Genomic DNA, 24074 nt, shown 5'->3' on the forward strand with positions numbered 1-24074 from the left:
CGGCCAGTCTAGGCCGGCGTCTCGCTGAACACCAGCTCGAAGTCGAGCAAGGCACCGGCCTCGGCCGGGTGGCGCTGCACCAGTTCGGCCAGGGTTTCGTCGGGCCGCAGGTCGGCCGGCCAGGTGGCGCGGCGCGGGCGCACGGTGAGGGCGTAACGCCCGGCCACGAAGCGCATCGCGCCGGTGGGCTGGCCCTGGGCGTCCAGCTCGGCCAACGCGGCGTAGGGGCCGGTGGAGCCGGGCAGCCGTTCCCACACCTCCAGGTAGCGGCCGTGCACGCCGGTCTCGATCACGCGCTCGCTGGTCTCGAACACCATGTAGCCGGCATCGGGCGTGCTGCGTGGGGGCTGCACGTCCCAGTGGCGGTGCCAGGTGCAGATGTCGGGCTGGCCATTCACACCATGCGTGATGCGCGTGAGGCCGCAGAAGCCCTGCAGCAACGCGCGGCCGGCGGACGTCGCTGGGTCGATGCCCGCGGGCACGCGCAGGTCGGCGTGCCAGCCCTCGGTCTGCAGCCAGTGCACCTGCGTGGTCGTGTCGCGGCCCTCCGGCGTTTCCAGCAGGGTGCGTTGCCAGACGCCGCGGTAGGCGGCGGGCACGGGTTCGTCGGGCGCGGGCAGGTTCACCCAGAAGCTCATGCCGCCTCCCGGTTCGCGCGCGGCAGCGCGTTGAGCGCGGCCACGGCCTCGGCCGTGCTGCACACGCCGCCGAAGATGCCGCCCTCGACACCGATCATGGCCAGGGCCGGTGCCTGCAGCTCGGGCTGGCTGGCGGCGGTGGCGTCGCCCACGGTGGTGCAGACGAAGCCGCGGTCGATGGCTTCGCGCAGCGTGGAGTGCACGCACACCTCGGTGGTGACGCCGCACAGCAGCAGGCGGCGGATGCCGAAGGCGCCCAGCAGCGCGCCCAGCGTGGTCTTGTGGAAGGCGCCGTAGCCGGGCTTGTCGATCACGTGTTCGCAGGCCAGCGGGCGCAGCTCGGGCACGAAGTCGTGGCCCTGTTCGCCGCGCACCAGCAACCGGCCCAGCGGCCCGGGGCCGCCGATGCGCGCCCCGGCCACCACGCTGCGCGCGAGCTTGGCCGGCGGGCAGTCCGAGAGGTCGGGCAGGTGGCCTTCGCGCGTGTGGAAGACGTGCAGGCCGGCGCCGCGCGCGGCCATCAGCAGCGCCTTCACCTGGCCCACCACGGCCTGCATGCGCGCGATGTCCAGCCCGGCCTGGTCGGCATAGCCGCCGGGGCTGCAGAAGTCGCGCTGCATGTCGATGACGATCAGCGCGGTGGTGGCGGGGTCGAGGTCGGCAAGGCTGTTCATGGGCGGGTGAATCCGGTGGTGATGGCCTCGGCCATGCGGCGTGCCACTTCATCGGCGAGCAGCTTTCCCTTGGTGGCATCGGAGCCCTTCGCGGACGACAGCACGCCCGAGGGCGGCACCCAGTCGGTGCGGCTGGGATACATGTCGTAGGGCGGGAAGTCGGCCGGGCCGTCGTCGGGCAGCAGGTCCATGCGCACCAGGCTGGGGTGGTGGTGCAGCATCATGGACGTCTCCAGCACGGCCGCGTGTTCCAGCGCAAAGCCGGGGAAGCCCTCGGGGAACACGTGGCCCAGGGTCTCGGGCGTCATGAAGTCCCAGTACTCCAGCCGCATCACCTGCAGCGCACAGGCCGGGTCGGCCGCTTTGGCGTCGCGCAGGCCGAGGTCGATGCCCTCGATCAGGAACCACTGGTTCTCGTAGTGGCCGTTGACGATGACGAGCTTGTCGACGCCGTGGCGCGCGAACTCGCGCACCGCGTCGCGCACCTGGCCGATGAGGGTGGCGGCGTCGGCGGCGACCGCGCCGGCCAGCAGGGCGTCGGTGCCCAGGGGCAGGTGCGGGCCGTGCTGTTCGAGGGCGCCCACCGGCAGCAGCACGGGCGGGTGCCCGGTGCGGATGCGCCGCTGGTAGTCGACCCAGGAGAGCTGGTTCATCCAGAGGGTGGTGGTGTTCATGGTGTGCGGGGGCCGGTGGCGGCGACGGGGGTGGAGGTGCTTGTCTCGTTCATGGTCTGGTCGGCAGGTGGCAACAGGGCTTCGGCCAGCGCCGCACAGGTGATCAGTGCGCCGCCGGCCCAGCCCATGGGGCTGAGGCTCTCGCCACCGAATGCAATGGCCGTGCCGACCGAGACCAGCAGTTCCGCCAGCAGGATGACGCCGGCGCGGCTGCTTTCCAGGTGGCTCACGCCGTACTGCCAGGTCACGGTGGCCAGCAGCATCCAGCCGAAGCCGTAGGCCAGCAGCGCGAGCCACAGCCACGCACCGACGGCGGGCAGCTCGCGCCCGGTGAGGCCGGTGGCGATGGCGGACAGCAGGCCGCAGCCGACGAAGACGGCGAAGGTCTTGGTGCGCAGCGGCACGCGGTGCGCGGCGCGCGCGATCACGTTGTTGGCGGCGAAGGCAAAGCCGGCCGACAGCGAGAGCGCGTCGACCCAGGTGAAGGCCAGCGCCTCACCGCCCAGGCCTGGCCCGCCCAGCACCAGCCACAGCCCGACGATGGCGCCCGCCACGGCGGCCCAGCGCGCGGGCGGGATGCGCTCCTTGAGGAACAGCCGGCCACCGAGCACGGACCACACGGGCGAGAGGTAGAACAGGAACATCACCCGCGCCACGTCGCCCAGCATCACCGCGTTCACGAACGAGGTGTTGGCCCAGCCGCCGACCAGCGTGAGCGCGAGCACCAGGCCCCACTGGGCGCGCCAGGCGGCGCGGTCGCGCCAGAGCACGACCAGCGCCAGCAGCCCCACCGAGCCGTAGGTGAGCAGCGAGACCAGCGGGCCGGGCAGGCCCTGCGCGATGAAGCCTTTGAGCGGCATCCAGGTCAGGCCCCAGAGCGTGGCCGAGAACAGCAGCACGGCGGTGGCAACGCGGTCGGTGGGGTGGGCGGGCAGCAGGGTCATGGGGGAGGGTTCAGGGCGTCGCCGAGCCGCCGTTGGGGCCCAGCACCTGCCCGGTGTAGAAGCGCGAGAGGTCGCTGGCGAGGAAGAGCACGCTGTCGGCGATCTCCTCCGGTGCACCGAGCCGGTGCTGCGGGATGCCAGCTCTTTCTCCACCCACTCGGCGCTCATGTGTTCGAGCGAGACCATGGCGATGGCCACCGGGCCGGGCGCGGCCGAGGATGCCGAGGTCGGACGCGATGTTGACGATGGCGCCACCGCCGCGCGCGAGCATGCCGGGGATGACCGCGCGGCAGACCAGGAACACGGCCTTGAGGTCCACCGCCAGCATCCGGTCCCAGTCGGCCTCGGTGGTCTCCAGAAAGGGCTTCTCCTGAATGATGCCGGCGTTGTTCACCAGCACGTCCACGGCGTCGGCCGCGTCCGCCTGCCCGAGGTGGTTGACCCACACGAACGCACCCGCCTGCGCCAGGCGCAGTGCGCAGGCGCGGCCGATGCCGGTGACCGCACCGGTGACCAGGGCCGTGCGGCCTTGCAACGACATCGTGGGGAGCGTCGAGACCGTCACAGCATCACCTCGCCGTGGCTGGGGCACAGGCACTGCCCCGTGAGCACGGCCGCACCGTCGCTGGCCAGGAAGAGGAAGGTGTCGGCCAGGTCCTCGGGCGTGAGCATGACCGGAACGGCCTGGCGCGACAGGATCTCGCGCTCGACCTCGGCCTCGCTCTTGCCCTGCTCCTGCGCCATGGCGGCGAGCGAACGCATCGCCGCGGCGGTGCGCACCCAGCCGGGGCTGACCGCGTTGACGCGGATGCCGCGCGGCCCGAGCTCCAGCGCCAGCGAGCGCGTGAGGCGCCACATGCCGCTGACGTTGTTGTCCAGCAGCGCGGCCCAGCGCGCGGTGGCACCCTCGGACGCGTCGTCGACGGGTGTCGGGTATTCGGTGCCGGCGTTGTGGACCAGCACGTCCAGCCGGCCGAACCGGTCGCCCACCTGGGCGGCGACGTCGGCCACCGCGGCGTCGCTGCCGAGTTCGCACACGGCGCTGTGCACCCGGTGGCTGTGCAGGGACTCGACCAGTGCATCCAGCGCCGCCGCCTCACGGTCCACCAGCAACAGCCGCGCGCCCTGCGCCGCGAACGCGCGCGCCAGCGCCCGACCGATGCCCCCGGCCGCGCCGGTGAGCAACACGGTGCGGTCCTCCAGGCCGTAGCGGACGGTCATACCGCGGTGAGGAAGGACACGCCCACGGCACCGATGAAGCCGTCGGCGCGGTGCGGGGTGCCGGGTGGCAGCACCTGGCCGTAGTCCTTGGCCAGCACGCGCGTGACGCGGTGGCGGTGGTAGGCGCGCAGCAGCTCGCCCACGGTCACCACCTGCGGGCTCTTGTCGGCATACAGCTGGCGGTGCAGCGCGGGCAGCTGGTACCAGGGCGCGACGGGACGTTCGTGGTGCGCGTTGTGGAAGCCGAAGTTCAGCCACACCAGGTTGAGCCACTTCGCGTCCAGCCCCACCACGTCGCTGTAGGTGTTGGCCTGCTCGTAGGCGCGGTCGCGCACCTTGTCCTGCGGGATCGGCTTGTCGTCCAGGATGGGGTAGGCGTCGTAGGTGTGCTGGAAGCAGTCGGCAAACCGCAGCAGGTGCACGAACAGCAGATAGGCCAGTGCGTACAGCGCCAGCGCCTTGAGCGACCACCATCCGAGCAGCGCCCAGGCCGAGAGCCGCACGACGGCCACGCCGAGGATGCGACCGCGCGCCGCCTTCTTGCGCTCGTCCATGAAGGGCAGGGCGATGACGAAGCCGCGCATCACGAACTCCACCGCCGGGATGTGCAGCCACTCCAGCGCCAGCACCCCGCGCTGCACCAAGGGGTGTGCGCGCAGGAAGGCCTGGTGGTCGAAGGTGATGACGTCGGCGCGCTCGACGTGGTGGCGCATGTGCTTGCGGCGCAGGTCGTCGAAGCTGGCGTAGGCGCTGCCGTTGATCCAGCTCATGGCCACACCCCAGCGCTGGTTGGCCTGCGGCGTGCGGAAGATGGCCTGGTGGGCGAACTCGTGGATGAAGTAGGCCGACCAGGTGAGGGTGAGCACAACCAGCAGCACACCGGCGGCGTTCAGCCACCAGGCGCTCTGGCCGAGCATCCAGATGCCGGCCGGCCAGCCCAGCACGGTCACCGCAAGGGCGAGCGTGTTGGGCAGCGCGCCGTCGGCGTGCCGGAACAGGGCGGGCATGGCGCGCACCCCGCTTACTTGACCAGCGCCTTGACCAGCGAAGCGTCGAAGGTGGCCTCGGTGGCCGGGATGGCGCTGATCTGGCCCTTGGCCTTGAGCAGCTGGCCGATGACTTCACCGCTGGCGTAGTAGGAGGTGGTTTCCTTGGCCGGCAGGAAGGCCTTGGGCATCTCGGCCAGCGGGATGTTGTAGACGCCGCTCATCTGTTCCTTGGCTTCCTTGGCAGAGACGCCCATGAACTTGCCGATGATCTTGGCGGCCTCGTCGGGCTTGGCCTTCATGTAGGCCATGCCGTCGAGGTAGGCCTTGATGAGGCCGGTGATCTCGGCCGGCTTGGCCTTGATGACCTTCTCGTCGAACACCAGCACGTCGGCGATCAGGCCAGGCGCATCCTTGGACGAGAACACCACCTTGAACTTCTTGCCGCCGCCCTGGCCCAGCACCTGCGACAGGCTGGGCTCGTAGGTCACGCCGATCGGCAGCTGGCCCGAGGCCATCGCGGCGGGCACGGCTTCGGGCGTCACGCTGACCGGGCTGATGTCCTTCTCGCCCAGGCCGTTGATCTTGAGCGCGTAGGACAGCAGGAAGTCGCTCGGCGAGAGCGGGTTGTAGCCCACCTTCTTGCCCTTGAAGTCCTTGACCGACTGGATGGACGCGTCGGCCACGATGGCGTCGCCGCCGTTGGAGTAATCAATGGGCATGACCACCTTCATGGCCTTGCCGGCCGCCACCTGGCCGACCACCTGGTCGTAGGTCAGCATGCCGCCGTCCACCGCGCCCGAGGCGATGGCGGGCGGGATCAGCGCCGGGTCGGTGAAGACCTGCAGCGAGACCTTGAGGTTGTACTTCTTGAACAGGTCCAGCGACTCGGCCAAGTAGAACGGGCCGTAGCCGATCCACACCACGGTGGCGATCTTCATGTTGGTGGGCGCGGCCATCGCGGCGGCCGTGGCCAGCGACAGCGCCACGCCCAGCGCGGGCTTGAACAGCCGGCCGAGCAGGGACGACGAAGGGGTGGACGCTGCGGGAGAGGAGAAGAGACCAGCCAGTTTCATGTGAAGCTCCATGGGGTGAGGGACGGGCGCAGGAGAGACGATCTGATGTCGTTCTCCCGGGCTTTTGTCCCTCCGTGGAGCCTGCGATGAGGCCGGCCCACTCTCGGACCAGACCCTGCGTTGCCGCAGACGGAACCCTAGTGGACCTACGCACGAGCCGCTGCAACCACCGGTCACAGACCGCTCATCCATGCTGATACCCCCCAATGCATGGAGCGTGCCAGGGTTGGCGGGGCCTTTGAACGCGCCCGGCGCACCAAAGCGCGTCAGAAACAGGGCGCTTCGGCCCGGCGGTGAACAGACTTGGTGCGCCGGACCCTGGCGCACCGGGTGGCGCTCAGTCGTCGCCCAGGTCCTTGCCGTGGCTGCTGCGCCAGATGGCGCGCACCAGCCACAGGCCGCCGGCAAACGCGCTGGCAAAGCCGATGAAGCCGAACGCCGGCAAGCCGAACAGGGTCGGGCCACCCTGCACCGTCATCACGATCGAGGAGCCGACGATGAGCGCGGCAATGATCAGCGCCATCGCCAGCCGGTTGGCGGCGCGGTCGATCTGGTCGCCCACCCGCTTGAGGTGGGCGATGTCGATGCCCACATGCACCTTGCCGCGGCGCGCATTGCGCAGCAGCCGCGTGACGTCGTCGGGCAGCTGCTCGGCCACCGAGAGCACCCGGCGCAGCGTCTTCCAGGCCCGCGTGGCCATGGCCTTGGGCTGGTAGCGCGCGCGCACCACCTGCTTGAGCAGGGGCAGCGCCTCGCTGGTCATGTGGAAGTCCGGGTCCAGCCCGCGGCCCATGCCTTCGAGCGTGATGAAGGCCTTGATCAGCAGCGCCAGGTCGGACGGCAGGCCCAGCTGGTGGCCGCGCAGGATGCCCGTCACGTCGCCCAGCATCTGGCCGAGGTTGAGCTCGGCCAGCGGCGCGCCGTGGTACTGGTCGACGAAGGTCTCGATCTCGGTTTCCAGCGAGGACAGGTTGGCGGTGTGCGCGTCACCCGCCCAGTCCAGCAGCACGTCGGCCACCGTGCGCGGGTCGCGCTCGACCAGGCCCATCAGCAGCTGCAGCAGCTCCTCGCGGCGGCGCGCCGAGAGGCGGCCGACCATGCCGAAGTCGATGAAGGCGATGCGGTTGTCGGGCAGGTAGAACACGTTGCCCGGGTGCGGGTCGGCGTGGAACAGGCCGTCCTGCACGATCTGCTTGAGCACCGCCTGGGCGCCGCGGCGCGCCAGCAGGGTGCGGTCCAGCCCGGTCTCGTCGAGCTGGGCCAGCTCGTGGCCCGCGATGCCCTGGACGAAGTCCTGCACGTTCACGCGCGAGCGGGTGAAGTCCCAGTGCACCCTGGGCACCACGATCCAGGGCAGGCCAGCCATGTTGGTGGCAATGCGCTCGGCGTTGCGGCACTCGCTGGCCAGGTCCAGTTCGCGGCGCAGCGACTGCGCCAGCTCGCGCACCAGCTGCTGCGGGCGGTAGGGCTTGAGAGCGGGCAGCTCGGCCTCGGCCAGCGCGGCCAGGCGGCCCATCAGCCGCAGGTCGGCCTCGATGGTGCGGTCGATGCCCGGGCGGCGGATCTTGACCACCACCTCGGTGCCGTCGTGCAGCTGCGCGCGGTGCACCTGCGCGATGGAGGCCGCCGCCAGCGGCTCGGTGTCGAAGCGCGCGAACACCGCCTCGGGCTCGCCGCCCAGGTCTTCGCGCAGCTGCGGCCGCAGATCGTCCAGCGGCAGGCCGGGCACGTTGCTGTGCAGCTTCTCGAACTCGGCGATGTACTCGGGGCCGAACAGATCGGCGCGCCCGGCGAGGATCTGGCCGAGCTTGACGAAGGTGGGCCCCAGCTCTTCGAGCACCAGGCGCAGCTGCACCGGCGGCTCCAGTTTTGCGAGGTCGGCCGCGTGCTCCCAGCGCAGCGCATGGCCGGCGCGCTCCAGCCGGTCGGCCAGGCCGAGCCGGCGCACGCTGTCGCCAAAGCCGTGGCGGATGAGCACGCCCAGGATCTGGTTGAGGCGGCCCATGTCGCGGGCCGAGCCCAAAGTTTCGATCAGCATGCGGCGATCATAGGGCGGAGGTGGCCCACTGTCGCTCACCGCAACGCCAGCGACGCCCGCTTCCACGCCGCATCGGGCCAGCGGCTGAACGGGCCCAGGGCTTCGGCGTCGAAGGCGGTGCGTTCGGGCGTCAGCGTGGCCACCTTCACCACCTCGAAGCGGCGGATGGTCTTGCCCTCGGCCAGGGCCTCGCGCGCCACCAGCATCCGCCGGCCGCCGGGCTCCCAGCCGGCGAACTCGGCGTAACCGATGCCGGGTTGCAGCGCGGAGGGTGGCAGCACCTGCACGCCCCAGCCGCCCGCGTCCTTTCTGAACACCCACAGCTCGCGCCAGCCGTCGACCGGCTGCACCGCCAGCGCGAGCGCCGTGCCTTCGCGGTTGGGCGCGGCCGAGGCGGCCCAGACCTGGCCCCAGCTGCAGCGCTCGGCCAGCGCGGGCGCGTCGGCCTTGGCTTTGGCGTCGCGCAGGCTCACGCAGGTCTGGCCATCATCTGCGCGGCGGGTGGCGATGGCGAGGCGGCCCGGTGCGGGCACGGCCGGTGCGGCGGCCCAGCGCACGGCGTTCACGCGCACGGCGGCGGCGTGGAAGCGCGCGAGGTCGTCGTCGACCAGCTCGGCCTTCTCGATGCGGCCGATGGCGTCGATGGCTCGTTGTGCCGCCTGGCGCGCGGTGTCGGCCTGGTCGCGCTGGGCGCGGGCGTAGGCGATGCGGCTCCAGACCTCGGCCTGGCGCGTGGCGATGCGGGCGCGCCAGTGGGGCGCGAGTGCCGGTGCGTCGGCGTGGGCCAGCAGGTCGACCAGACCTTCGTCGAGTGCCTCGCGGTCGGCGATGCGGGTCGGTTGCTCCAGGCACTCGGCGCGGGTCAGGGCCAGCGCGGCGCGGGCCTTCTGTTCGGCGCTGGCGGCGGGCAGGGCGAGCAGACGGCGCCAGGCGTCGCCGTCGTAGCAGACGGTCATGCGGCTGTCCTGTTCACGCGTGACCAGCTGCACGCCATGGCGGCGCGCGACATCGAGGTGCGCGGTCAGCAGCGGGTCGTCGGCGCGGCCGGTGCCCACCGTGGCGCGTTCGGCCAGGCGCTCGGCCTGGCGGCCGATGGCGTCCATCACCGTCGCACCGGGCGGCCCCTGCAGCGCGGCCGCGGGCAGGGCCTGGATGGTGGCGGCGGCCAGCGCCAGGCCCAGCGGCTCGGCGCCCGGCTGCTCGCTCACGAAGCCCAGCAGGGCCAGCAGCTGCGGCGCTTCGGCGGCGTCGCCGGCCACGCGCATCAGCTGGGTGGCGCGCACATAGCCGCCGCGCTCGCGGTGGTGGTCCCAGACCTGCAGGAAGTCGCCCCGGGCACCACGGATCTCCAGCGCCTCGCCGCGCCAGAGCAGGGTCTGGCTGGCGGCGCGGTCGCTGGGTGCGGCGCGCAGGACGACCTTGTCGCGCGTCACCAGGCCGACGGCGTCTGGTGGCTGCGATGCGGATGCAGTGGTGGTGGCACGCGCGGCGGCGGTGTAGAGCGTGGCGGCCAGCGCGATGGCCAGGGTGCCGGCCCAGAGGTAGCGCGCCCAGCGGGTTTTGGGTCCGAGGTCCATCTCATTGCTCCCCGTGGTCGTCGAACCGTTCGGTGTCGCGCGGCGCGGCGGCGACATTGCCCAGCAGGTGGTTGCCGATGAAGCCGCCGCTGCTGGGCGGCGCGATGATGACCTGCACCTTGTCGCTCAGGCGGTCGGCCATGGTCTTCTGGATCAGCAGCGGGTGCCTGGTGATCAGCGCACCTTCCATCGCCATCTGTTCGGCGTTGACCTTGCCGATGTTCCTGAGGCGGTAGGCCTCGGCGTCGGCCAGTTTCTGGCGCGCTTCGGCCTCGCCCTCGGCCTCGATGCGGCGCGCCTGGGCCGCGCCCTCGGCCTGCTTCACGCGCGAGACGCGCGCGGCCTCGGCTTCCAGCTGTCGCTGTTCGATCTGGCGCTGCTTGAGCGGCAGCACGTGTTTCATCGCCTCTTCCTGCGCCTTGGCCGCGATCACCTGCTCGCGCGCCGCGGCCTCGGCCGCGACCTCGCGCCGCGCCTTCTCGGCGGCGGCGGTGAGTTCACTTTCCTTCACCTGCTTCTCGCGCAGCTCCAGCGTGTAGCGCATCTTCTCGGCCGACAGGCCTTCGGTCAGCAGCACCTCCATGCCGCGGCGGTAGTCCTCGGGCAAGTCGATCTGGCCGATGTGCACCGAACGCAGCAGCAGGCCGTCGGTTTTCAGGCGCTCGCGGATCTGGGTTTCGATGTCCTGTTCGATCTGCGCGCGCTGCGAGGAGAAGATCTCGCGCACCGTGTGGCGCGCGACGATCTTGTAGACCGTGGCCTGCACCGCGGGCTCGATGATCTGGCCGTCGATGTCCTTCGGGTAGCTCAGCGCCTGGGGGCCACCGATGCGCGAGGGGTCGATGGCGTAGCGCACCCGCAGGTCCATGCCGATGGACAGGCCTTCCACCGTCTGGGCCGGCGCGACGCCGTCGGCCGTGGCCATGGCCGCCGCGGTCCAGCTGCGGTCCTGCAGCGAGAGGGTGGCGAGCTGGTGCAGGCCGGGCCAGACCCAGACCGGGCCTTCGCGCCAGACGCTGTTCTCGCCCGTCAGGTTGTTGGTGCGCACCGCCAGGTGGCCGGGCTCCAGCGGCTGCACCGGCGGGTGCTTCACCAGCACCCAGCCGGCGCCCGCGGCGACGGCGGCCGTGCCCAGGGTGAGCAGCACGGGGCGCAGACCGACGCTGGGCATGGGGCGCATGGGGCGCAGCGGGGGTGCGGAGGCCTCGTCGCCCGTTTCGGTGGCGTCGGCGCGGTCCCCGCGCAGCCATTGGGCCAGCGCCAGGCGGGTGGAACGGGTCAGGGTCTTGAGTCGGTGCAGCATGGGGTCCTCCGGTTGTTGTGGCAGGCGTTCCCAACCGCGGGTTCGCCATGCCCTGCATCGTTCCCAAGGCGCGCGGAAGTCTCAATGCGGTCGGCGGGCGGGTTTGCCACCGGCCCCGGAAGAAACACTCACAGGAGCCCATCCCGGGCCGCTTCGATAATCGGCCCATGCCCACCGTTGCCGTGATCGAAGACGACCGCCCCACCAGCGACCAGCTGGCCGGCTGGATCAAAGCCGCACGCCCCGAACTGACCGTGCACCAGTGGGTCGACCGCGACAGCGCCGAGGCCGCGCTGGCGCGCGAGCGCTACGACCTGGTGGTGCTGGATATCGAACTGGGCCGTGAGCGGCACGCGGGCGTGGCCATCATCAACACCATCAACAAGCTGCACCAGGGCACGCCGGTGCTGGTGGTCTCGGCCATGCCGGCCGCCATCTACCGCAGCATCATGAAGGCGCTGGACGCCTGGGACTACCTGCAGAAGACCACCTTCGACGAGGCCGAATTCGTCGAGACTTTTCTGGACATCCTGCGCAGCGCGCGCTCGCAGAGGGGCGCCGAACCGGTGGCCGCGGTGGACGACGAACTGAGCCTGGACCCGCTGTGGCAGCGCTCGCCCACATGGCGCGGCCAGCGCATCAACCTGCCGCTGACGGCCCAGCGCATCCTGGCCGTGCTGGTGCAGCACAAGGGCCAGACGGTGAGCTACGAGGACCTGTTCGAGGTGGTCAAAAGCGGACGCAACCGCGACAACGTGCGCAAGCACGTGAGCGCGATCCGCGACGCGTTCCGCGACCTCGACCCGGGCTTCGACGCCATTGAAAACGTGCCGATGCGCGGCTTCCGCTGGTCACGGCCGTGAAGTTCGGCCCGCTGGACCTGCCCTCGCTGCCGGCGCTCACGCTGCCGCGGCTGCCGCTGGCGGCGTTCCGACGGCGCATCGTGTTCCACGGCGTGTTCCTGCTGCTGGCGCTGGCGGTGGTGGGGCTGGCGCTGACGCTGCTGGCCGAGGAGAAGCAGCGCGCTCGGGCGCGCTACGAGGCGGGCTTCCGGCAGACGCTGTCGACCATGGCGGCGCAGCTGCGCCACCCCACCGGGCAGCTGGCGCTGATCAACGCCGACGCGGTGGCGCCTTCGGACGCGGGGCTCTCGCCGGTGGTGCTGCCGTTCTCCGCGCTCGACTACTCCGACCCGTTCAAGGCGCGGCAGGCGGTGGAGATGAGCGGCTGCGCGGTGCACTGGCCGAATGACGGCGGGCAGCTGTGCGTGGGCGTGGGCAACAGCGCGTACGCGGGCGGCGTGGTCTACCTCGTGGCCGACCTGGTGCTGCCACCGGCGGTGGCGCGCGAGAAGGGCACGCTGGAGCTGGACCCGGTGAGCCACGCGGTGATCCGCGCCGAGACCGCCGCCGGCACCGAGCGCTGGGTCGCCCCCTTCGAGGCACCGGGCGACGCGCCGGCCGACCTGGGCGACGGCGGCCTGCGCGGCCGCATCACCGGCTTCGCGGGCGAGGGCACGCTGCTGGTCAAGGGCTCGCGGCCGGTGCGCGACTTCCGCGGCTGGCTCTGGCAGGAGGCCGGCTGCGCGGTGCCGGGCCAGGCCCTGCCGGACTGCGCGCGCCGCAGCCTGCTCTCGCTGCGCGTGCCGGTCGAGGCCTGGCGCAAGGCGCTGTTTGCCAAAGGACCACGCACCTGGCCGCCGACCAATCTGGCGCAGACGCGGCTGCACCTGCAATGGGTGGGGCCGGGCGGGCGGGTGCTGTTCGACAGCGCGCGGCCGGGCGCGGAACGGGCGTTTTCGCTGCAGCAGCTGGCGGGCACGCTGTCCGAGGGCGAGGTGCTGCGCATCGAGCGCCTGGGCGCCGACCAGCCGCAGCTGGTGACGCAGCTGCGCGGCCAGGCGCAGGGCGAGGGCGTGGCCGCGCCCTGGCTCACGCGCCTGATCCTGCGGCTGCCCTCCAGCGACACCCGCACGCAGGTGTCGGCCAGCGAAACCGTCAGCACCTCCAGCGGCCGCTACCAGCTGAGCCTCAGCGGCGAGCTGGCCAGCGTGGACCGCAGCCTGAGCGCCACCGCCACGCGCGTGAGCGGCTTCGTCGGCGCGATGCTGGCGGCGATCTTCCTGGCCTGGCTGGTGATCGAACTGGGCCTGATCCGGCCGGTGGCGCTGCTGACCCAGCGCGCGGCGGCGCTGAACTACAACATGCAGGACCCGCAGGTCGAGCGGCGGCTGGGCGATCTGGACGTGAGCGAGTTCCGCGGACGCGACGAGATGGGCATCCTGGCCGGCTCGCTGGCGGCGCTGCTGCAGCGGGTGAAGGAGGGCGTGCGGCGCGAGCACCTGCGCAACGAGCAGGAGCGCGACATGTGGCACGCGGTGGGCCACGAGATCATGTCGCCGCTGCAGTCGCTGATGGTGCTGCACGGCGACGCGGCCGACCCCAGCCACCGCTATGTGCACCGCATGCAGCAGGCGGTGCGCGCGCTCTACGGCACGGCCTCGCCGAGCGAGGCGATCACGGCGGCGACCGTGGAGGTGGACGCGCTGGACCTGGACACCTTCCTGCGCCACGTGGCCGAGAACGCGCCCTACGCCGGCATCGCCGACGTGGTCTACGCGCCGGCCGGCGCGCCGGTGTGGGTGCAGGCCGACGAACACTCGCTGGAGGACGTGGTGACCCACGTGCTGCGCAACGCCGACCGCTACCGCCCGGCCGGCACGCCGGTCACGCTGGCGCTGTCGGGCCTGGGCGAGGCGATGGTGGCGCTGGAGATCCACAACACCGGCCCGGCGATTCCCGAAGCGCTGCTGGACAAGATCTTCGACTACGGCGTAAGCGACGGCGCGGCCAGCGGCGCGCAGGGCGAGGGCCGCGGCCAGGGCCTGTTCGTCGCACGCACCTACATGGCCAAGATGGGTGGCACCATCACGGCCGCGAACGTCGGCGACGGCGTCAGCTTCACGCTGCGCCTGCCGCGCGCCACCTCACGAACGCCCACTTCCGCATGAACCGCATCGCCGTCATCGACTTTGAAACCACCGGCACCTCGCCGAACCTGGGCGACCGCGCGACCGAGGTCGCGATCGTGATGACCGAGGGCGGGCGGGTCGTGGACCGGTTCCAGAGCCTGATGAACGCGGGTGTGCGCATTCCGTCGTTCATCACGCAGCTGACGGGCATCACGAACGCGATGGTGCAGGCCGCGCCGCCGGCCGCGCAGGTGATGGCCGAGGCCGCACGCTTCGTGGGCGATGCGCCGATGGTGGCGCACAACGCGGGTTTCGACCGGCGCTACTGGCAGGCCGAGTTGGCGCTGTGCGGCCTGCCGGCCTTGCAACCCTTCGCCTGCACGGTGCTGCTCTCGCGCCGGCTCTACCCGGAGGCGCCGAGCCACAAGCTGGGGCAGCTGGTGGACTGGTTCGGCCTGCCGCGCACGGGGCAGGCGCACCGGGCGCTGGCGGATGCGGAGATGGCGACGGAGTTGCTGGGGCGCATCCGGCACGACCTGATGCTCAGGCACGGCGTGGCGCGACCGGACCACGCTTTTCTTTGTGCCCTTCAAGCCTGTTCCAAGGCTGCTTTGCCGAAGTTCTTTGCCCGCCAGGCTTCTGTGGCGTTGGCCTGAGTCTTTTCGTTCCGTTTCTTTCGTTGCTGTTGTTCTGAGCCGGGTGTGCGCATGGGCGTTCTCCGGCCCACGCTCGCGGGCTGGCTCACCTGTTCGCTGTCTTTGCTTCGTCAACAGCGCTTGTTGTTCGCCTCCGCTCGGGCAACCGCGAATGGGGCCTGCGCCCGCCCATGCGCACACCCGGCTCCAGTGGCATCACTGTTCACGGCAGGAAGACGGAACACCGTGGTTCGGGAGCCTTCTTTCGAAGCGCTCTCTCGCGCTCCTCACAGGGTGATGGCGCCGTCCGAAGGCGCAGGCCCCATTCGCGCATGCCACAGAGTTGGGCGCGCCCAACCGGTGTTCATGAAGAAACAGCGGCGAACAGGCGAGCGCGCGTGCGAGGTGGGCCGGAGCCTGCGGGCGGCGCCATCACCCTGGCGCGAGGTCCAAGCCCAGAAAAGACACGAAAGAAGCTCAGTCCCGAAGCAACCCAGCCAACGACAGAGTCCCGGTCACAGCAGGCACAGAAGGCGCCTGCCACGACAGACCCGCCTCCCGCGCCCACACCTGCAGCTCCCCGGAAGCCGAAGCACGCGCCACCACCCGGTTCACCGCCTCCAGCAGATCCGCCTTCGACGACAGCGCCACCCAGCCCAGGTTGATCCCCAGCGGCCGCGCGGGCCCCGCCTGCAGGGTCGTGCCCGGCTTGCGCGCCCGGTAGGTGTCGAACGCCGCGGACGGCACCATCAGCGCGTCCACCCGGCCGCTGTCCAGCGCCGCCCAGACGTCCTCGCGCTGGCCCAGCGACACCATGTCTTTCGCCAGCGCGCCGCCGCCGTACATCGCCACCAGCGTGCCTTCGAGCGTGCCCGCCACCGCGGCCACCTTGCGGCCCTTCAGATCACCCAGCGACGCCGCCACGGGCGCACCGGCGCGCTGCACGATCACCAGCGCCGTGCCCTGGTAGGGCTGGCTCGGCACCAGCGTGCCCAGCGGCACGAAGGGCCGCTCGCGCGGCGGCTTGGCGCCCGGGTAATCGGGGGTCTTGAAACGCTCGCGCGTCGGCGGCCCCAGGTCCGAGGCCAGCAGCGGAAAACCGCTGGCCAGATCGCACAGGCCGGCCGAGAGCATGGCGTTGACCTCGTGCGTCAGCATCGCCTCCTTCTCGACCTCGGGCTCGAAGGGCATGAGCTTCAGCTCGCGCCCCAGCTCGCGCGCCACGGCCTCCGCCAGCTTCACGTCGAAGCCGGTGACCTGGCCCTTGCGCGCCATCGAGAACGGCGGGTTGTCCTCGGCCATGCAAACGGTCAGCGGTGCCGCCTGCGCGAAGGCCAGCACGGGCGCGAGCAGCAGCGGCGCCATCAGCGCGCGGGGGGTGTTCACAACTCCTTGCCTCCTCTTGTGGCGACGTAGTTCCACAGCAGCTCGATCGCCTCCGGCTCCAGCGCGCCCTTGAACGAGGGCATGTTGCCCTTGCCGTTGGTCACGGAGTTGTAGAAGCGCTCGCGCTGCTCGGTGGGGAACTTGCGCAGGTCATACACCGTGGTGCCCGCGTTGACCATGTTGCGGCCATGACACTGCGCGCAGGTGCGGTGGAACTGCTCGCGGCCTTTTTCCACCGCCTCGGCGGTGAAGGGGGCTGCGGGCGGGATCTCCACCGGCAGCGTCTGGGCGGGCACGGTGTTCGACTGCGCCAGCGCCGCGCCCGTGAGGGCGAGCGCACACAGGATGGGTTCACGCCAGCGCATCGTCAATCGACAGCAAAGGTCCAGACCGAACCGCCGGCGGGCACCTGCGACATGCGCTCGTCGCCCAGCAGCGCCCACACGCCGCCCGCACCCGAGACGATGCTCACGTACTGCTTGCCCTTGTGCTCGAAGGTCACCGGCAGACCGATGATGCCGCTGCTGGTCTGGAACTCGTAGAGCTTCTTGCCGTTGTTCGCGTCCACCGCGATGAACTCGCCCGTGGCCGCGCCGGTGAACACCAGGCCGCCGCCGGTCGAGAGCGTGCCGGCCATGCTCGGTTGGCCCGGCCACGCCATCTGCCACTTGCTCTTGCCGGTCATCGGGTCGATGGCGCTCAGATACCCGTGCGGTTCGTTCTTGGGCATGTTCACGCCGCGGAAGTTCACGCCCAGGTACCACTCGCCCTTCTTGTACTCGGGCTTGGCCAGCTGGTACGGCCAGCTGATGTTGAGCGTGTTGGCGTAGGCGAGGCCCGTGGACGGGTTCCAGGACATCGGCGTCCAGTTCTTGCCGCCGAGCACGCTGGGGAAGATCTCCACGTCTTCACCGGCGCGCGCCTTCTTGTCGGTTTCGGTGGGCACCGGGCGGCCGGTCTTGAGGTCGATGCGCTCGGCCCAGTTGACCTTCACATAGGGATTGGCCGCCAGCAGCTCGCCGCTGGCGCGGTCGAGCACGTAGAAGAAGCCGTTGCGGTTGGCCTGCGCCAGCACCTTGCGGTCCTTGCCGCCGATCTTCATGTCGACCAGCATGCCGACCTCGGTGGCGTCGTAGTCGTAGGGGTCGTTGGGGCTGAACTGGTAGTGCCACACGAGTTCGCCGGTCTTGGGGCGGATCGCCACGACCGAGGCGATGTAGAGGTTGTCGCCCTGGCGCGCGTTCGGGTTCCAGGGGCCGCCGTTGCCGGTGCCCCAGTAGACGAGGTCGAGTTCGGGGTCGTAGGCGCCGGTCAGCCATGTGGGGGCCCCGCCCTTGAGGTGGGTGTCACCAGGCCAGGTGTCGCCGCCCTTCTGGTCGGGCGCGGCGGTGGTGTAGAAGCGCCAGAGCTGCTTGCCGGTGGCCGGGTCCCAGCCATCGATGAAGCCGCGCGTGCCGTACTCGCCGCCGGCGATGCCGGTCAGCACCACACCGTTGGCGATCAGCGGCGCGCTCGTCATGGCCTGGCCGTTCTGGTAGTCGGCGGCCTTGCTCTTCCACAGCTGCTTGCCGGTCTTGGCGTCCATCGCCATCACGTGGGCGTCCAGCGTGCTGCGGAACAGCTTGCCGTCGTAGATCGCGGCACCGCGGTTGAGGATGCCGCAGCAGGCCATCTTGAACACGTCCTGCGGCAGCTCGATCTCCTGCTTCCAGATCTGTTTGCCGGTGGCCGGGTCGATCGCCACCGTCGTGTTGTGCGTGGTCACGTACATCACGCCGTTGTGCACGATGGGCTGCGACTCCTGGCCCTGCGGGTTGTTCAGGCTGTAGGCCCAGACCGGGCGCAGCTTGGCCGCGTTGTTCGTGTTGATCTGCTTGAGCGGGCTGTAGCGCTGGTTGTTGTAGCCCATGCCGTAGGTGAGCACGTCACCGGGCGTGGCACTGTCGCGCTTGAGGTCGTCCAGGGACTGGGCGTGCAGGCTGGTGGCGAGCAGCGCAAGCGCGGCCGCGCCCGCCCATCGGGTGGTCTGTTGCATGGATGTCTCCTGTGGGTTGAGGCTGCGCCTCTGGTTGTTGTCTGTCCTCTTTCATTGTGGGAATTTGGGCGCCGCGGATCACGTCCGGGTTTTCCCGGTGGGAAAAGTGTTCTGCAGTGGAACACTCACCCACACCGCCGCTTCGGACGCGAGACTTCGCCCCCACCACCATGCGCGCCACCCACCGAAACCTGTCCACCCAGGACCTGCCGCCGCAGCCTTTCTTCCAGACGCCCGAGCAGCGCGCGGCGCTGGCGCGCCAGCGATTCTTCGAGGAACAGCAGCACCCCGCCGGTCTGGTGAGCGAGGCGGTGATCCGATCCTGGAGCCGCAGCCGCACGCTGGGCCACGCCAGCCACAAGATGCCCGCGCTGGACCCGGTCAACCGCAGCGCGCTGAGCGCCGCGCTGGCGCGCAACCGGCGCCTGCTGGAGGCCGCGCACGGCGACCTGCAGCAGCTCGAAGCCGCGCTCGCAGGCACCGCCAGCCGCCTGATGCTGACCGACGCGCACGGGGTCATCGTGCACGCCTCGCGCGGCACGGGCGACCCCGAACAGAAGGTGCTGGACGCCGCCACGCGCGTGGGTGTCCAGCTGGCTGAGGAGGTGCTGGGCACCAACGCGCCGGGCATCGTGGTGCAGACCGGCATGGCCTGCACCGTGCAGTGCTGCGAGCACTTCTACGAGGTGTTCGGCCAGGTGCGCTGCGCGGCCGCGCCGATCCACGACGTGCACGGCCGGCTGGTCGGTGTGCTGGACGTGTCCACCGAATCGCGCGCCTTCGGCTTCGACGCCGCGGCCGTGGTCGGCGTGTACGCCACCTCGATCGAGAACCGCCTGTTGCAGGCGCAATCCGACGAGCACCTTGTGCTGCATTTCCAGGCCGCCCCCGCGCTGCTGGGCACGCCGATGGAGGGACTGGCCGGCGTGGACCACGGCGGTCGCGTGGTCTGGGTCAACGCCACCGGCCACAGCCTGCTGGGCCGCCCGTCGCGCCAGGAGGTGGCGCCGGTGGAAGAGCTGTTCGGCCACGGGCTGGCGCAGCTGCTGCCCCTGTGCGGCGCCACCGAAGCCCTGCGCCTGCAGCTGCCCAGCGGCCTGGGCATCTGGGTGCGCGCGACCCTGGGTCTGCGCGATGGCATCGACTTCCGGCACGCGGTCGCCTGGCCGGCCGCCATGCCACCCGCGCCCGGGCCGGTACCCGCCGCCGAGCCCGAGGTCCCGGCGCCCGCCCCGGCGGCCGCCCCCTCGCTGGCCCAGACCCAGCAGCGCCTGATCGAAGACGCGCTGCAGGCCAACGGCGGCAACGTCGCGCGCACCGCGCGCCAGCTCGGCGTCTCGCGCGGCCTGGTCTACCGGCACCTGCGGAAATAGGCGCCCGCCCGGGTCGCCCACGCCCACGCTCGGACACCCGGGCGGGTGGCCCCGCGCGTGATAAGGTCAAAAGCGCCACCCGCCAAAAGACCCTTTTTCCACGCCCGAAGGAAGCCCGCACGGATGCCCCATGACGTCACGCTGATCGCCACCATCGCGACCGCCTTTGGCCTGGCCATGGTGTTCGGACTGCTCGCCGCCCGCCTGAAGCTGCCCCCGCTGGTGGGGTATCTGCTGGCGGGCATCGTGGTCAGTCCGGCCACGCCGGGTTTCGTGGCCGATGTCGGCCTGGCCGGCCAGCTGGCCGAGATCGGCGTGATGCTGCTGATGTTCGGGGTGGGTCTGCACTTCTCGCTGGCCGACCTGATGTCGGTCAAGAAGATCGCCGTGCCGGGCGCGGTGGTGCAGATCGCGGTGGCCACCGCGCTGGGCGGCGGCGTGGCCATGCTCTGGGGCTGGGACCTGGGCGCCGCCATCGTGTTCGGCCTGTGCCTGTCGGTGGCCAGCACGGTGGTGCTGCTGCGCGCGCTGGAGTCCAAGGGCCTGCTCAAGTCGGTCAACGGCCAGATCGCGGTCGGCTGGCTGGTGGTGGAAGACCTGGTGATGGTGATGGTGCTGGTGCTGCTGCCCGCGCTGGCGGGCGTGCTCAAGGCGCACGGCGGGGAGGCCACGGTGGCGCCCCAGGCCGGCGAGATCTGGACCACGGTGGGCATCACCCTGGCCAAGGTCACGGCCTTCGTGGTGCTGATGCTGGTGGTGGGCCGCCGGCTGCTGCCCAAGCTGCTGTGGTGGGTGGCGCGCACCGGCTCGCAGGAGCTGTTCACCCTGGGCGTGGTGGCCATCGCCGTGGGTGTGGCCTTCGGCGCGGCCCTGCTGTTCGACGTGTCCTTCGCGCTGGGCGCCTTCTTCGCCGGCATGATGATGCGCGAGTCCGAGTTCAGCCACCGCGCGGCCGACGAGTCGCTGCCGCTGCGCGACGCCTTCGCCGTGCTGTTCTTCGTCTCGGTGGGCATGCTGTTCGAACCGGCGGTGGTCTTTCAGCAGCCGGTCAAGCTGCTGGCGGTGGTGGCCATCGTCCTGATCGGCAAGACCGTGGCGGCCGTGGCCCTGGTGCTGCTGTTCCGCTACCCGCTGAACACCGCGCTGACGGTGGGCGCGAGCCTGGCGCAGATCGGCGAGTTCTCCTTCATCCTGGCCGGCCTGGGCGTGGCGCTGGAGCTGATGCCGCGCGAAGGCCAGAGCCTGGTGCTGGCGGCCGCACTGATCTCGATCGCGGCCAACGCGGCGCTGTTCTCGGCCGTCGAGCCGCTGCGGCGCTGGGTCCTGGCGCGTTCGGCCTTCGCACGCCAGCTGGAGATGCGCGACGATCCGCTGGCCGAACTGCCGACCTCGACCGACCGCCAGCTGCTCAGCGGCCAGGTGGTGCTGGTGGGCTATGGCCGCGTGGGCCGGCGCATCGCCCAGGCGCTGCGCGAACACCAGCTGCCGTTCGTGGTGGTGGAGCAGAACCGCGAGACGGTGGACGCGCTGCGCCGCGAGGGCATCGCGGCCGTCAGCGGCGACGCCATGACACCCGAGGTGCTGGTGCAGGGCCACATCGCCGAGGCCGCCATGCTGGTGGTGGCCATCCCCGACGCGGTGGACGTGCGCAAGATGGTGGAGATCGCCCGCACGCTCAACCCCGGCATCGCCGTGGTGCTGCGCACCCACAACGAGGAAGAGGCCGATCTGCTGCGCAAGGAAAGCCTGGGCACGGTGTTCCTGGGCGAGCACGAGCTGGCGCGCGGCATGACCTCGCACATCCTGGACCGGCTGCAGGAGACCGCACCCGCAAGGGGGGCCGCATGAAGAACTCCTGGCATGCCCTGGAAGGACCCGAGGTGCTGCGGCGCCTGGGCGTGGACCCGGCCGACGGACTGGACGCCGGCGAGGTGGCCCGGCGGCTGGCCCAGCACGGCCCCAACCGCCTGCCCGAGCCGCCGCGCCGGCCGGCCTGGCAGCGCTTCGCGCTGCAGTTCCACAACCCGCTGATCTATGTGCTGCTGGCCGCCGGGCTGGCCACGCTGCTGCTGGGCAGCCTGGTGGACGCGGGCGTGATCCTGGGCGTGGTGCTGATCAACGCGCTCATCGGCCACATCCAGGAGGGCAAGGCCGAGCAGGCCCTGGCGGCGGTGCGCAGCATGCTGGCCGCGCGCGCCACGGTGCAGCGCGGCGGCGAGCGCCACCAGATCGACGCCGGGGAGCTGGTGCCGGGCGACATCGTCTGGCTGGAGCCGGGCGACCGCGTGCCGGCCGACCTGCGCCTGCTGCAGGGCCGCAACCTGCGCACGGTGGAATCGGCGCTGACCGGCGAATCGGCCGCGGTGGACAAGGACACGGGCGCCGCGGCCGAGGGCGCGCCGCTGGGCGACCGCCACGGCATGGCCTTCTCGGGCACGCTGGTGGCCTACGGCAGCGGCAGCGGCGTGGTGGTGGCCACCGGCGGCGCCACCGAGATCGGCCACATCGGCCAGCTGGTCAGCGGCGTGCAGACCCTGGCCACACCGCTGACGCGCCGGCTCGACCGTTTCGCGCGCCAGATCACCGCCTTCATCCTCGGGGTGTCGGTGCTGACCATGGCCTGGGGCCACTTCGTGGCCGGCATGGCGCTGTTCGACCTGTTCCTGGCGGTGGTGGGGCTGGCGGTGGCCGCCATCCCCGAGGGCATGCCGGCGGTGGTGACCATCGTGCTGGCCATCGGCACCCGGGTGATGGCGCGCAAGAAGGCCGTCGTGCGGCGCCTGCCGGCGGTGGAGTCGCTGGGCTCGGTCACCGTGATCTGCAGCGACAAGACCGGCACCCTCACCCGCAACGAGATGACCGCCGTGCGCGTGGTGCTGCCGGGCCGCGAGCTGCGCGTGACCGGCACCGGCTATGCGCCCGAGGGCGGTTTCCACCTTGCGGACGGATCGGTGCTGCACCCTGGCCACGAGCCGGCGCTGATGACCCTGCTGCACTGCGCGCTGCTGTGCAACGACGCGCGCATCCACCGCGAAGACGACAAAGGCTGGGTGCTCACGGGCGATCCGACCGAGGGTGCGCTGACCACCCTGGCGCACAAGGCCGACCTGGACGCCGCGACCGCGGCCCAGGCTTTCCCGCGGCTGGACGCGATCCCCTTCGAGTCCGAGCGGCAGATCATGGTCACGCTGCACCACGACCACGCCGGCCACCACGAGCTGCTGCTCAAGGGCGCGCCCGAGCGGGTGCTGGCGCTGTGCACGGGCGAAGCGGGCGGCCGCCCCCTGGACTGCGCGCGCTGGACCGCGGCGGTGGAGCGCGCTGGCGGCGCGGGCGAGCGCGTGCTGGCACTGGCCCGCTGCGACTGGCCCACAGGGCGCACCGAGGTGGACCTGGCCGACCTCACCCCGCGCTTCGAGATGCTGGGCCTGGTGGGCATCATCGACCCGCCGCGCGAGGAGGCGGTGGCTGCCGTGGCGGAGTGCCGAGAGGCCGGCATCCGCGTGAAGATGATCACCGGCGACCACGCGGTGACGGCCGCGGCCATCGGCCGCCAGCTGGGCCTGCAGGCCGACCGGGCACTGACGGGCGACGCCGTCGCCGCGCTCGACGACGCGGCGCTGCGCCGCGCCGCCCAGGACACCGACGTGTTCGCGCGCGCCAGCCCCGAGCACAAGCTGCGGCTGATCGCCGCACTGCAGGCCGAGGGCCACCAGGTGGCCATGACCGGCGACGGCGTGAACGACGCGCCCGCGCTGAAAGCCGCCGATGTGGGCGTGGCCATGGGCGGCAAGGGCACGGACGCGGCGCGCGAGGCCTCCGACCTGGTGCTGACCGACGACAACTTCGCCACCATCGCGCGCGCCGTGCGCGAGGGCCGGGTGGTCTACGACAACATCAAGAAGTCGCTGATGCACATGCTGCCCACCAACGGCGGCGAGGCCGGCGTGATCCTGCTGGCCATCTTCGCAGGCCTGCCGCTGCCGGTGACGGCCGGGCAGATCCTGTGGGTCAACACCGTGACCTCGGTGACGCTGGCGCTGTCGCTGGCTTTCGAGCCGGCCGAGCCGGGCGTGATGCGGCACCCGCCGCGGCCCCCGCAGGAATCCATCATCACCCGCGCGCTGGGCGGGCGCATCCTGTTCGTCATCGGGCTGATGATCGCCGCCACCTTCTGGGTGTTCCACTGGGAGCTCGCGCGCGGCACCGCACTGGAGACCGCGCGCACCGCGGCGGTCAACACCATCGTGATGTGCGAGCTGTTCTACCTGTTCAACGTGCGCCACTTCACCCGCCATGCCTGGCGGGCCGAGACGCTGACCGGCAACCCCGTCGCGCTGGGTGTGGCGGCCCTTCTGGTGGGGCTGCAGCTGCTGTTCACCTACGCGCCGCCGCTGCAGCGGCTGTTCCACACCACGCCGCTGCACGCCAGCTCCTGGGCCATGATCCTGGCCATGGGGGCGGGCGTGTTCGTGCTGGTGGAAGCCGAGAAGGCGCTGTTGCGTCGCCGCGGTGTGCGCCGCATCTGAAGAACCTGCGAGGA

20 protein-coding genes and 1 riboswitch are annotated in these 24074 nt (G+C 71.2%); of the genes, 6 read left to right on the plus strand and 14 right to left on the minus strand.

All coding sequences use genetic code 11. The features are described 5' to 3' along the window. Positions 1-8: 8 nt before the first annotated feature. From HPF_RS00355 to HPF_RS00405, 11 genes are all read right to left on the minus strand, one after another. A complete protein-coding gene (locus HPF_RS00355) occupies positions 9-638 on the minus strand; it encodes a hypothetical protein (RefSeq protein WP_133155402.1) in 630 nt (209 codons plus the stop codon). Then, complete coding sequence (locus tag HPF_RS00360; RefSeq protein WP_133155403.1) at positions 635-1312, minus strand: cysteine hydrolase family protein; 678 nt, start codon at positions 1310-1312, stop codon at positions 635-637. Before HPF_RS00360 ends, HPF_RS00355 begins: the two co-directional genes overlap by 4 nt. Next, a complete protein-coding gene (locus HPF_RS00365) occupies positions 1309-1986 on the minus strand; it encodes a creatininase family protein (RefSeq protein ID WP_133155404.1) in 678 nt (225 codons plus the stop codon). The genes HPF_RS00360 and HPF_RS00365 overlap by 4 nt, the downstream gene beginning before the upstream one ends. Beyond that, positions 1983-2930 (minus strand): DMT family transporter, encoded by a 948-nt coding sequence (locus tag HPF_RS00370; RefSeq protein ID WP_133155405.1) that lies wholly within the window; start codon positions 2928-2930, stop codon positions 1983-1985. The genes HPF_RS00365 and HPF_RS00370 overlap by 4 nt, the downstream gene beginning before the upstream one ends. A 10-nt stretch (positions 2931-2940) precedes the next feature. Beyond that, positions 2941-3471, minus strand: a complete 531-nt coding sequence (locus HPF_RS00375) for an SDR family oxidoreductase (protein ID WP_133155406.1) — start codon at positions 3469-3471, stop codon at positions 2941-2943. Between the two features lie 20 nt (positions 3472-3491). Beyond that, positions 3492-4151 (minus strand): SDR family NAD(P)-dependent oxidoreductase, encoded by a 660-nt coding sequence (locus tag HPF_RS00380; protein ID WP_133155407.1) that lies wholly within the window; start codon positions 4149-4151, stop codon positions 3492-3494. Beyond that, positions 4148-5158 carry a fatty acid desaturase family protein gene (locus HPF_RS00385; RefSeq protein WP_207959269.1) on the minus strand — a complete coding sequence of 337 codons (1011 nt, stop codon included), beginning with the start codon at positions 5156-5158 and terminating at the stop codon, positions 4148-4150. The genes HPF_RS00380 and HPF_RS00385 overlap by 4 nt, the downstream gene beginning before the upstream one ends. A 14-nt stretch (positions 5159-5172) precedes the next feature. Next, on the minus strand, positions 5173-6213 hold the full coding sequence (locus HPF_RS00390; RefSeq protein ID WP_207959271.1) for an ABC transporter substrate-binding protein: 1041 nt from the start codon (positions 6211-6213) through the stop codon (positions 5173-5175). A 51-nt stretch (positions 6214-6264) separates the two neighbouring features. After that, positions 6265-6365, minus strand: a riboswitch (guanidine-I (ykkC/yxkD leader). Between the two features lie 185 nt (positions 6366-6550). Beyond that, on the minus strand, positions 6551-8251 hold the full coding sequence (locus HPF_RS00395; RefSeq protein WP_133155409.1) for an ABC1 kinase family protein: 1701 nt from the start codon (positions 8249-8251) through the stop codon (positions 6551-6553). Positions 8252-8286: 35 nt separating this feature from the next. Then, positions 8287-9828, minus strand: coding sequence for a hypothetical protein (locus HPF_RS00400; RefSeq protein ID WP_243721657.1), 1542 nt, complete (start codon positions 9826-9828; stop codon positions 8287-8289). A 1-nt stretch (position 9829) separates the two neighbouring features. After that, positions 9830-11131: an SPFH domain-containing protein gene (locus HPF_RS00405; protein ID WP_133155410.1), complete on the minus strand. Its 1302-nt coding sequence runs from the start codon at positions 11129-11131 to the stop codon at positions 9830-9832. A gap of 167 nt (positions 11132-11298) precedes the next feature. Here HPF_RS00405 and HPF_RS00410 point away from each other — a divergent pair, with 167 nt between their 5' ends. Genes HPF_RS00410 through HPF_RS00420 form a run of 3 tightly spaced genes read left to right on the plus strand, consistent with a single transcriptional unit; the run spans position 11299 to position 14758 of the window. Continuing rightward, positions 11299-11994: a response regulator transcription factor gene (locus HPF_RS00410; RefSeq protein WP_133155411.1), complete on the plus strand. Its 696-nt coding sequence runs from the start codon at positions 11299-11301 to the stop codon at positions 11992-11994. Beyond that, positions 11991-14141, plus strand: a complete 2151-nt coding sequence (locus tag HPF_RS00415; protein WP_243721658.1) for a sensor histidine kinase — start codon at positions 11991-11993, stop codon at positions 14139-14141. The genes HPF_RS00410 and HPF_RS00415 overlap by 4 nt, the downstream gene beginning before the upstream one ends. Next, positions 14138-14758, plus strand: coding sequence for a 3'-5' exonuclease (locus HPF_RS00420; protein WP_133155412.1), 621 nt, complete (start codon positions 14138-14140; stop codon positions 14756-14758). Before HPF_RS00415 ends, HPF_RS00420 begins: the two co-directional genes overlap by 4 nt. A 456-nt stretch (positions 14759-15214) precedes the next feature. Here HPF_RS00420 and HPF_RS00425 read toward each other — a convergent pair whose 3' ends face one another. From HPF_RS00425 to HPF_RS00435, 3 genes are read right to left on the minus strand one after another with little or no spacing between them, the layout of a single operon-like run. Beyond that, a complete protein-coding gene (locus HPF_RS00425; protein ID WP_133155413.1) occupies positions 15215-16123 on the minus strand; it encodes a substrate-binding periplasmic protein in 909 nt (302 codons plus the stop codon). Next, positions 16120-16488, minus strand: coding sequence for a c-type cytochrome (locus HPF_RS00430; protein ID WP_066152028.1), 369 nt, complete (start codon positions 16486-16488; stop codon positions 16120-16122). The genes HPF_RS00425 and HPF_RS00430 overlap by 4 nt, the downstream gene beginning before the upstream one ends. Positions 16489-16490: 2 nt before the next feature. Beyond that, a complete protein-coding gene (locus HPF_RS00435) occupies positions 16491-18158 on the minus strand; it encodes a PQQ-dependent dehydrogenase, methanol/ethanol family (protein WP_133155414.1) in 1668 nt (555 codons plus the stop codon). 170 nt (positions 18159-18328) lie between these two features. Here HPF_RS00435 and HPF_RS00440 point away from each other — a divergent pair, with 170 nt between their 5' ends. The 3 genes from HPF_RS00440 (at position 18329) to HPF_RS00450 (ending at position 24060) form a co-directional block, all read left to right on the plus strand. Beyond that, entirely contained in the window at positions 18329-19531 is a 1203-nt protein-coding gene (locus HPF_RS00440; protein ID WP_133155415.1) for a helix-turn-helix domain-containing protein, read from the plus strand. A gap of 123 nt (positions 19532-19654) precedes the next feature. After that, positions 19655-21379, plus strand: a complete 1725-nt coding sequence (locus HPF_RS00445) for a cation:proton antiporter domain-containing protein (RefSeq protein WP_133155416.1) — start codon at positions 19655-19657, stop codon at positions 21377-21379. After that, entirely contained in the window at positions 21376-24060 is a 2685-nt protein-coding gene (locus tag HPF_RS00450; protein ID WP_133155417.1) for a cation-translocating P-type ATPase, read from the plus strand. The genes HPF_RS00445 and HPF_RS00450 overlap by 4 nt, the downstream gene beginning before the upstream one ends. Positions 24061-24074 lie beyond the last annotated feature (14 nt).

Source organism: Hydrogenophaga pseudoflava (genome assembly GCF_004353865.1).
Taxonomy (GTDB): Bacteria; Pseudomonadota; Gammaproteobacteria; order Burkholderiales; family Burkholderiaceae_C; genus Hydrogenophaga; species Hydrogenophaga pseudoflava.

Bases quoted from the DNA above. Each gene is read 5' to 3' on its own strand.
- HPF_RS00355 (WP_133155402.1), bottom strand. From the start codon at position 638: ATGAGCTTCTGGGTGAACCTGCCCGCGCCCGACGAACCCGTGCCCGCC.
- HPF_RS00360 (WP_133155403.1), bottom strand. From the start codon at position 1,312: ATGAACAGCCTTGCCGACCTCGACCCCGCCACCACCGCGCTGATCGTC.
- HPF_RS00365 (WP_133155404.1), bottom strand. From the start codon at position 1,986: ATGAACACCACCACCCTCTGGATGAACCAGCTCTCCTGGGTCGACTAC.
- HPF_RS00370 (WP_133155405.1), bottom strand. From the start codon at position 2,930: ATGACCCTGCTGCCCGCCCACCCCACCGACCGCGTTGCCACCGCCGTG.
- HPF_RS00375 (WP_133155406.1), bottom strand. From the start codon at position 3,471: ATGTCGTTGCAAGGCCGCACGGCCCTGGTCACCGGTGCGGTCACCGGC.
- HPF_RS00380 (WP_133155407.1), bottom strand. From the start codon at position 4,151: ATGACCGTCCGCTACGGCCTGGAGGACCGCACCGTGTTGCTCACCGGC.
- HPF_RS00385 (WP_207959269.1), bottom strand. From the start codon at position 5,158: ATGCCCGCCCTGTTCCGGCACGCCGACGGCGCGCTGCCCAACACGCTC.
- HPF_RS00390 (WP_207959271.1), bottom strand. From the start codon at position 6,213: ATGAAACTGGCTGGTCTCTTCTCCTCTCCCGCAGCGTCCACCCCTTCG.
- HPF_RS00395 (WP_133155409.1), bottom strand. From the start codon at position 8,251: ATGCTGATCGAAACTTTGGGCTCGGCCCGCGACATGGGCCGCCTCAAC.
- HPF_RS00400 (WP_243721657.1), bottom strand. From the start codon at position 9,828: ATGGACCTCGGACCCAAAACCCGCTGGGCGCGCTACCTCTGGGCCGGC.
- HPF_RS00405 (WP_133155410.1), bottom strand. From the start codon at position 11,131: ATGCTGCACCGACTCAAGACCCTGACCCGTTCCACCCGCCTGGCGCTG.
- HPF_RS00410 (WP_133155411.1), top strand. From the start codon at position 11,299: ATGCCCACCGTTGCCGTGATCGAAGACGACCGCCCCACCAGCGACCAG.
- HPF_RS00420 (WP_133155412.1), top strand. From the start codon at position 14,138: ATGAACCGCATCGCCGTCATCGACTTTGAAACCACCGGCACCTCGCCG.
- HPF_RS00430 (WP_066152028.1), bottom strand. From the start codon at position 16,488: ATGCGCTGGCGTGAACCCATCCTGTGTGCGCTCGCCCTCACGGGCGCG.
- HPF_RS00435 (WP_133155414.1), bottom strand. From the start codon at position 18,158: ATGCAACAGACCACCCGATGGGCGGGCGCGGCCGCGCTTGCGCTGCTC.
- HPF_RS00440 (WP_133155415.1), top strand. From the start codon at position 18,329: ATGCGCGCCACCCACCGAAACCTGTCCACCCAGGACCTGCCGCCGCAG.
- HPF_RS00445 (WP_133155416.1), top strand. From the start codon at position 19,655: ATGCCCCATGACGTCACGCTGATCGCCACCATCGCGACCGCCTTTGGC.
- HPF_RS00450 (WP_133155417.1), top strand. From the start codon at position 21,376: ATGAAGAACTCCTGGCATGCCCTGGAAGGACCCGAGGTGCTGCGGCGC.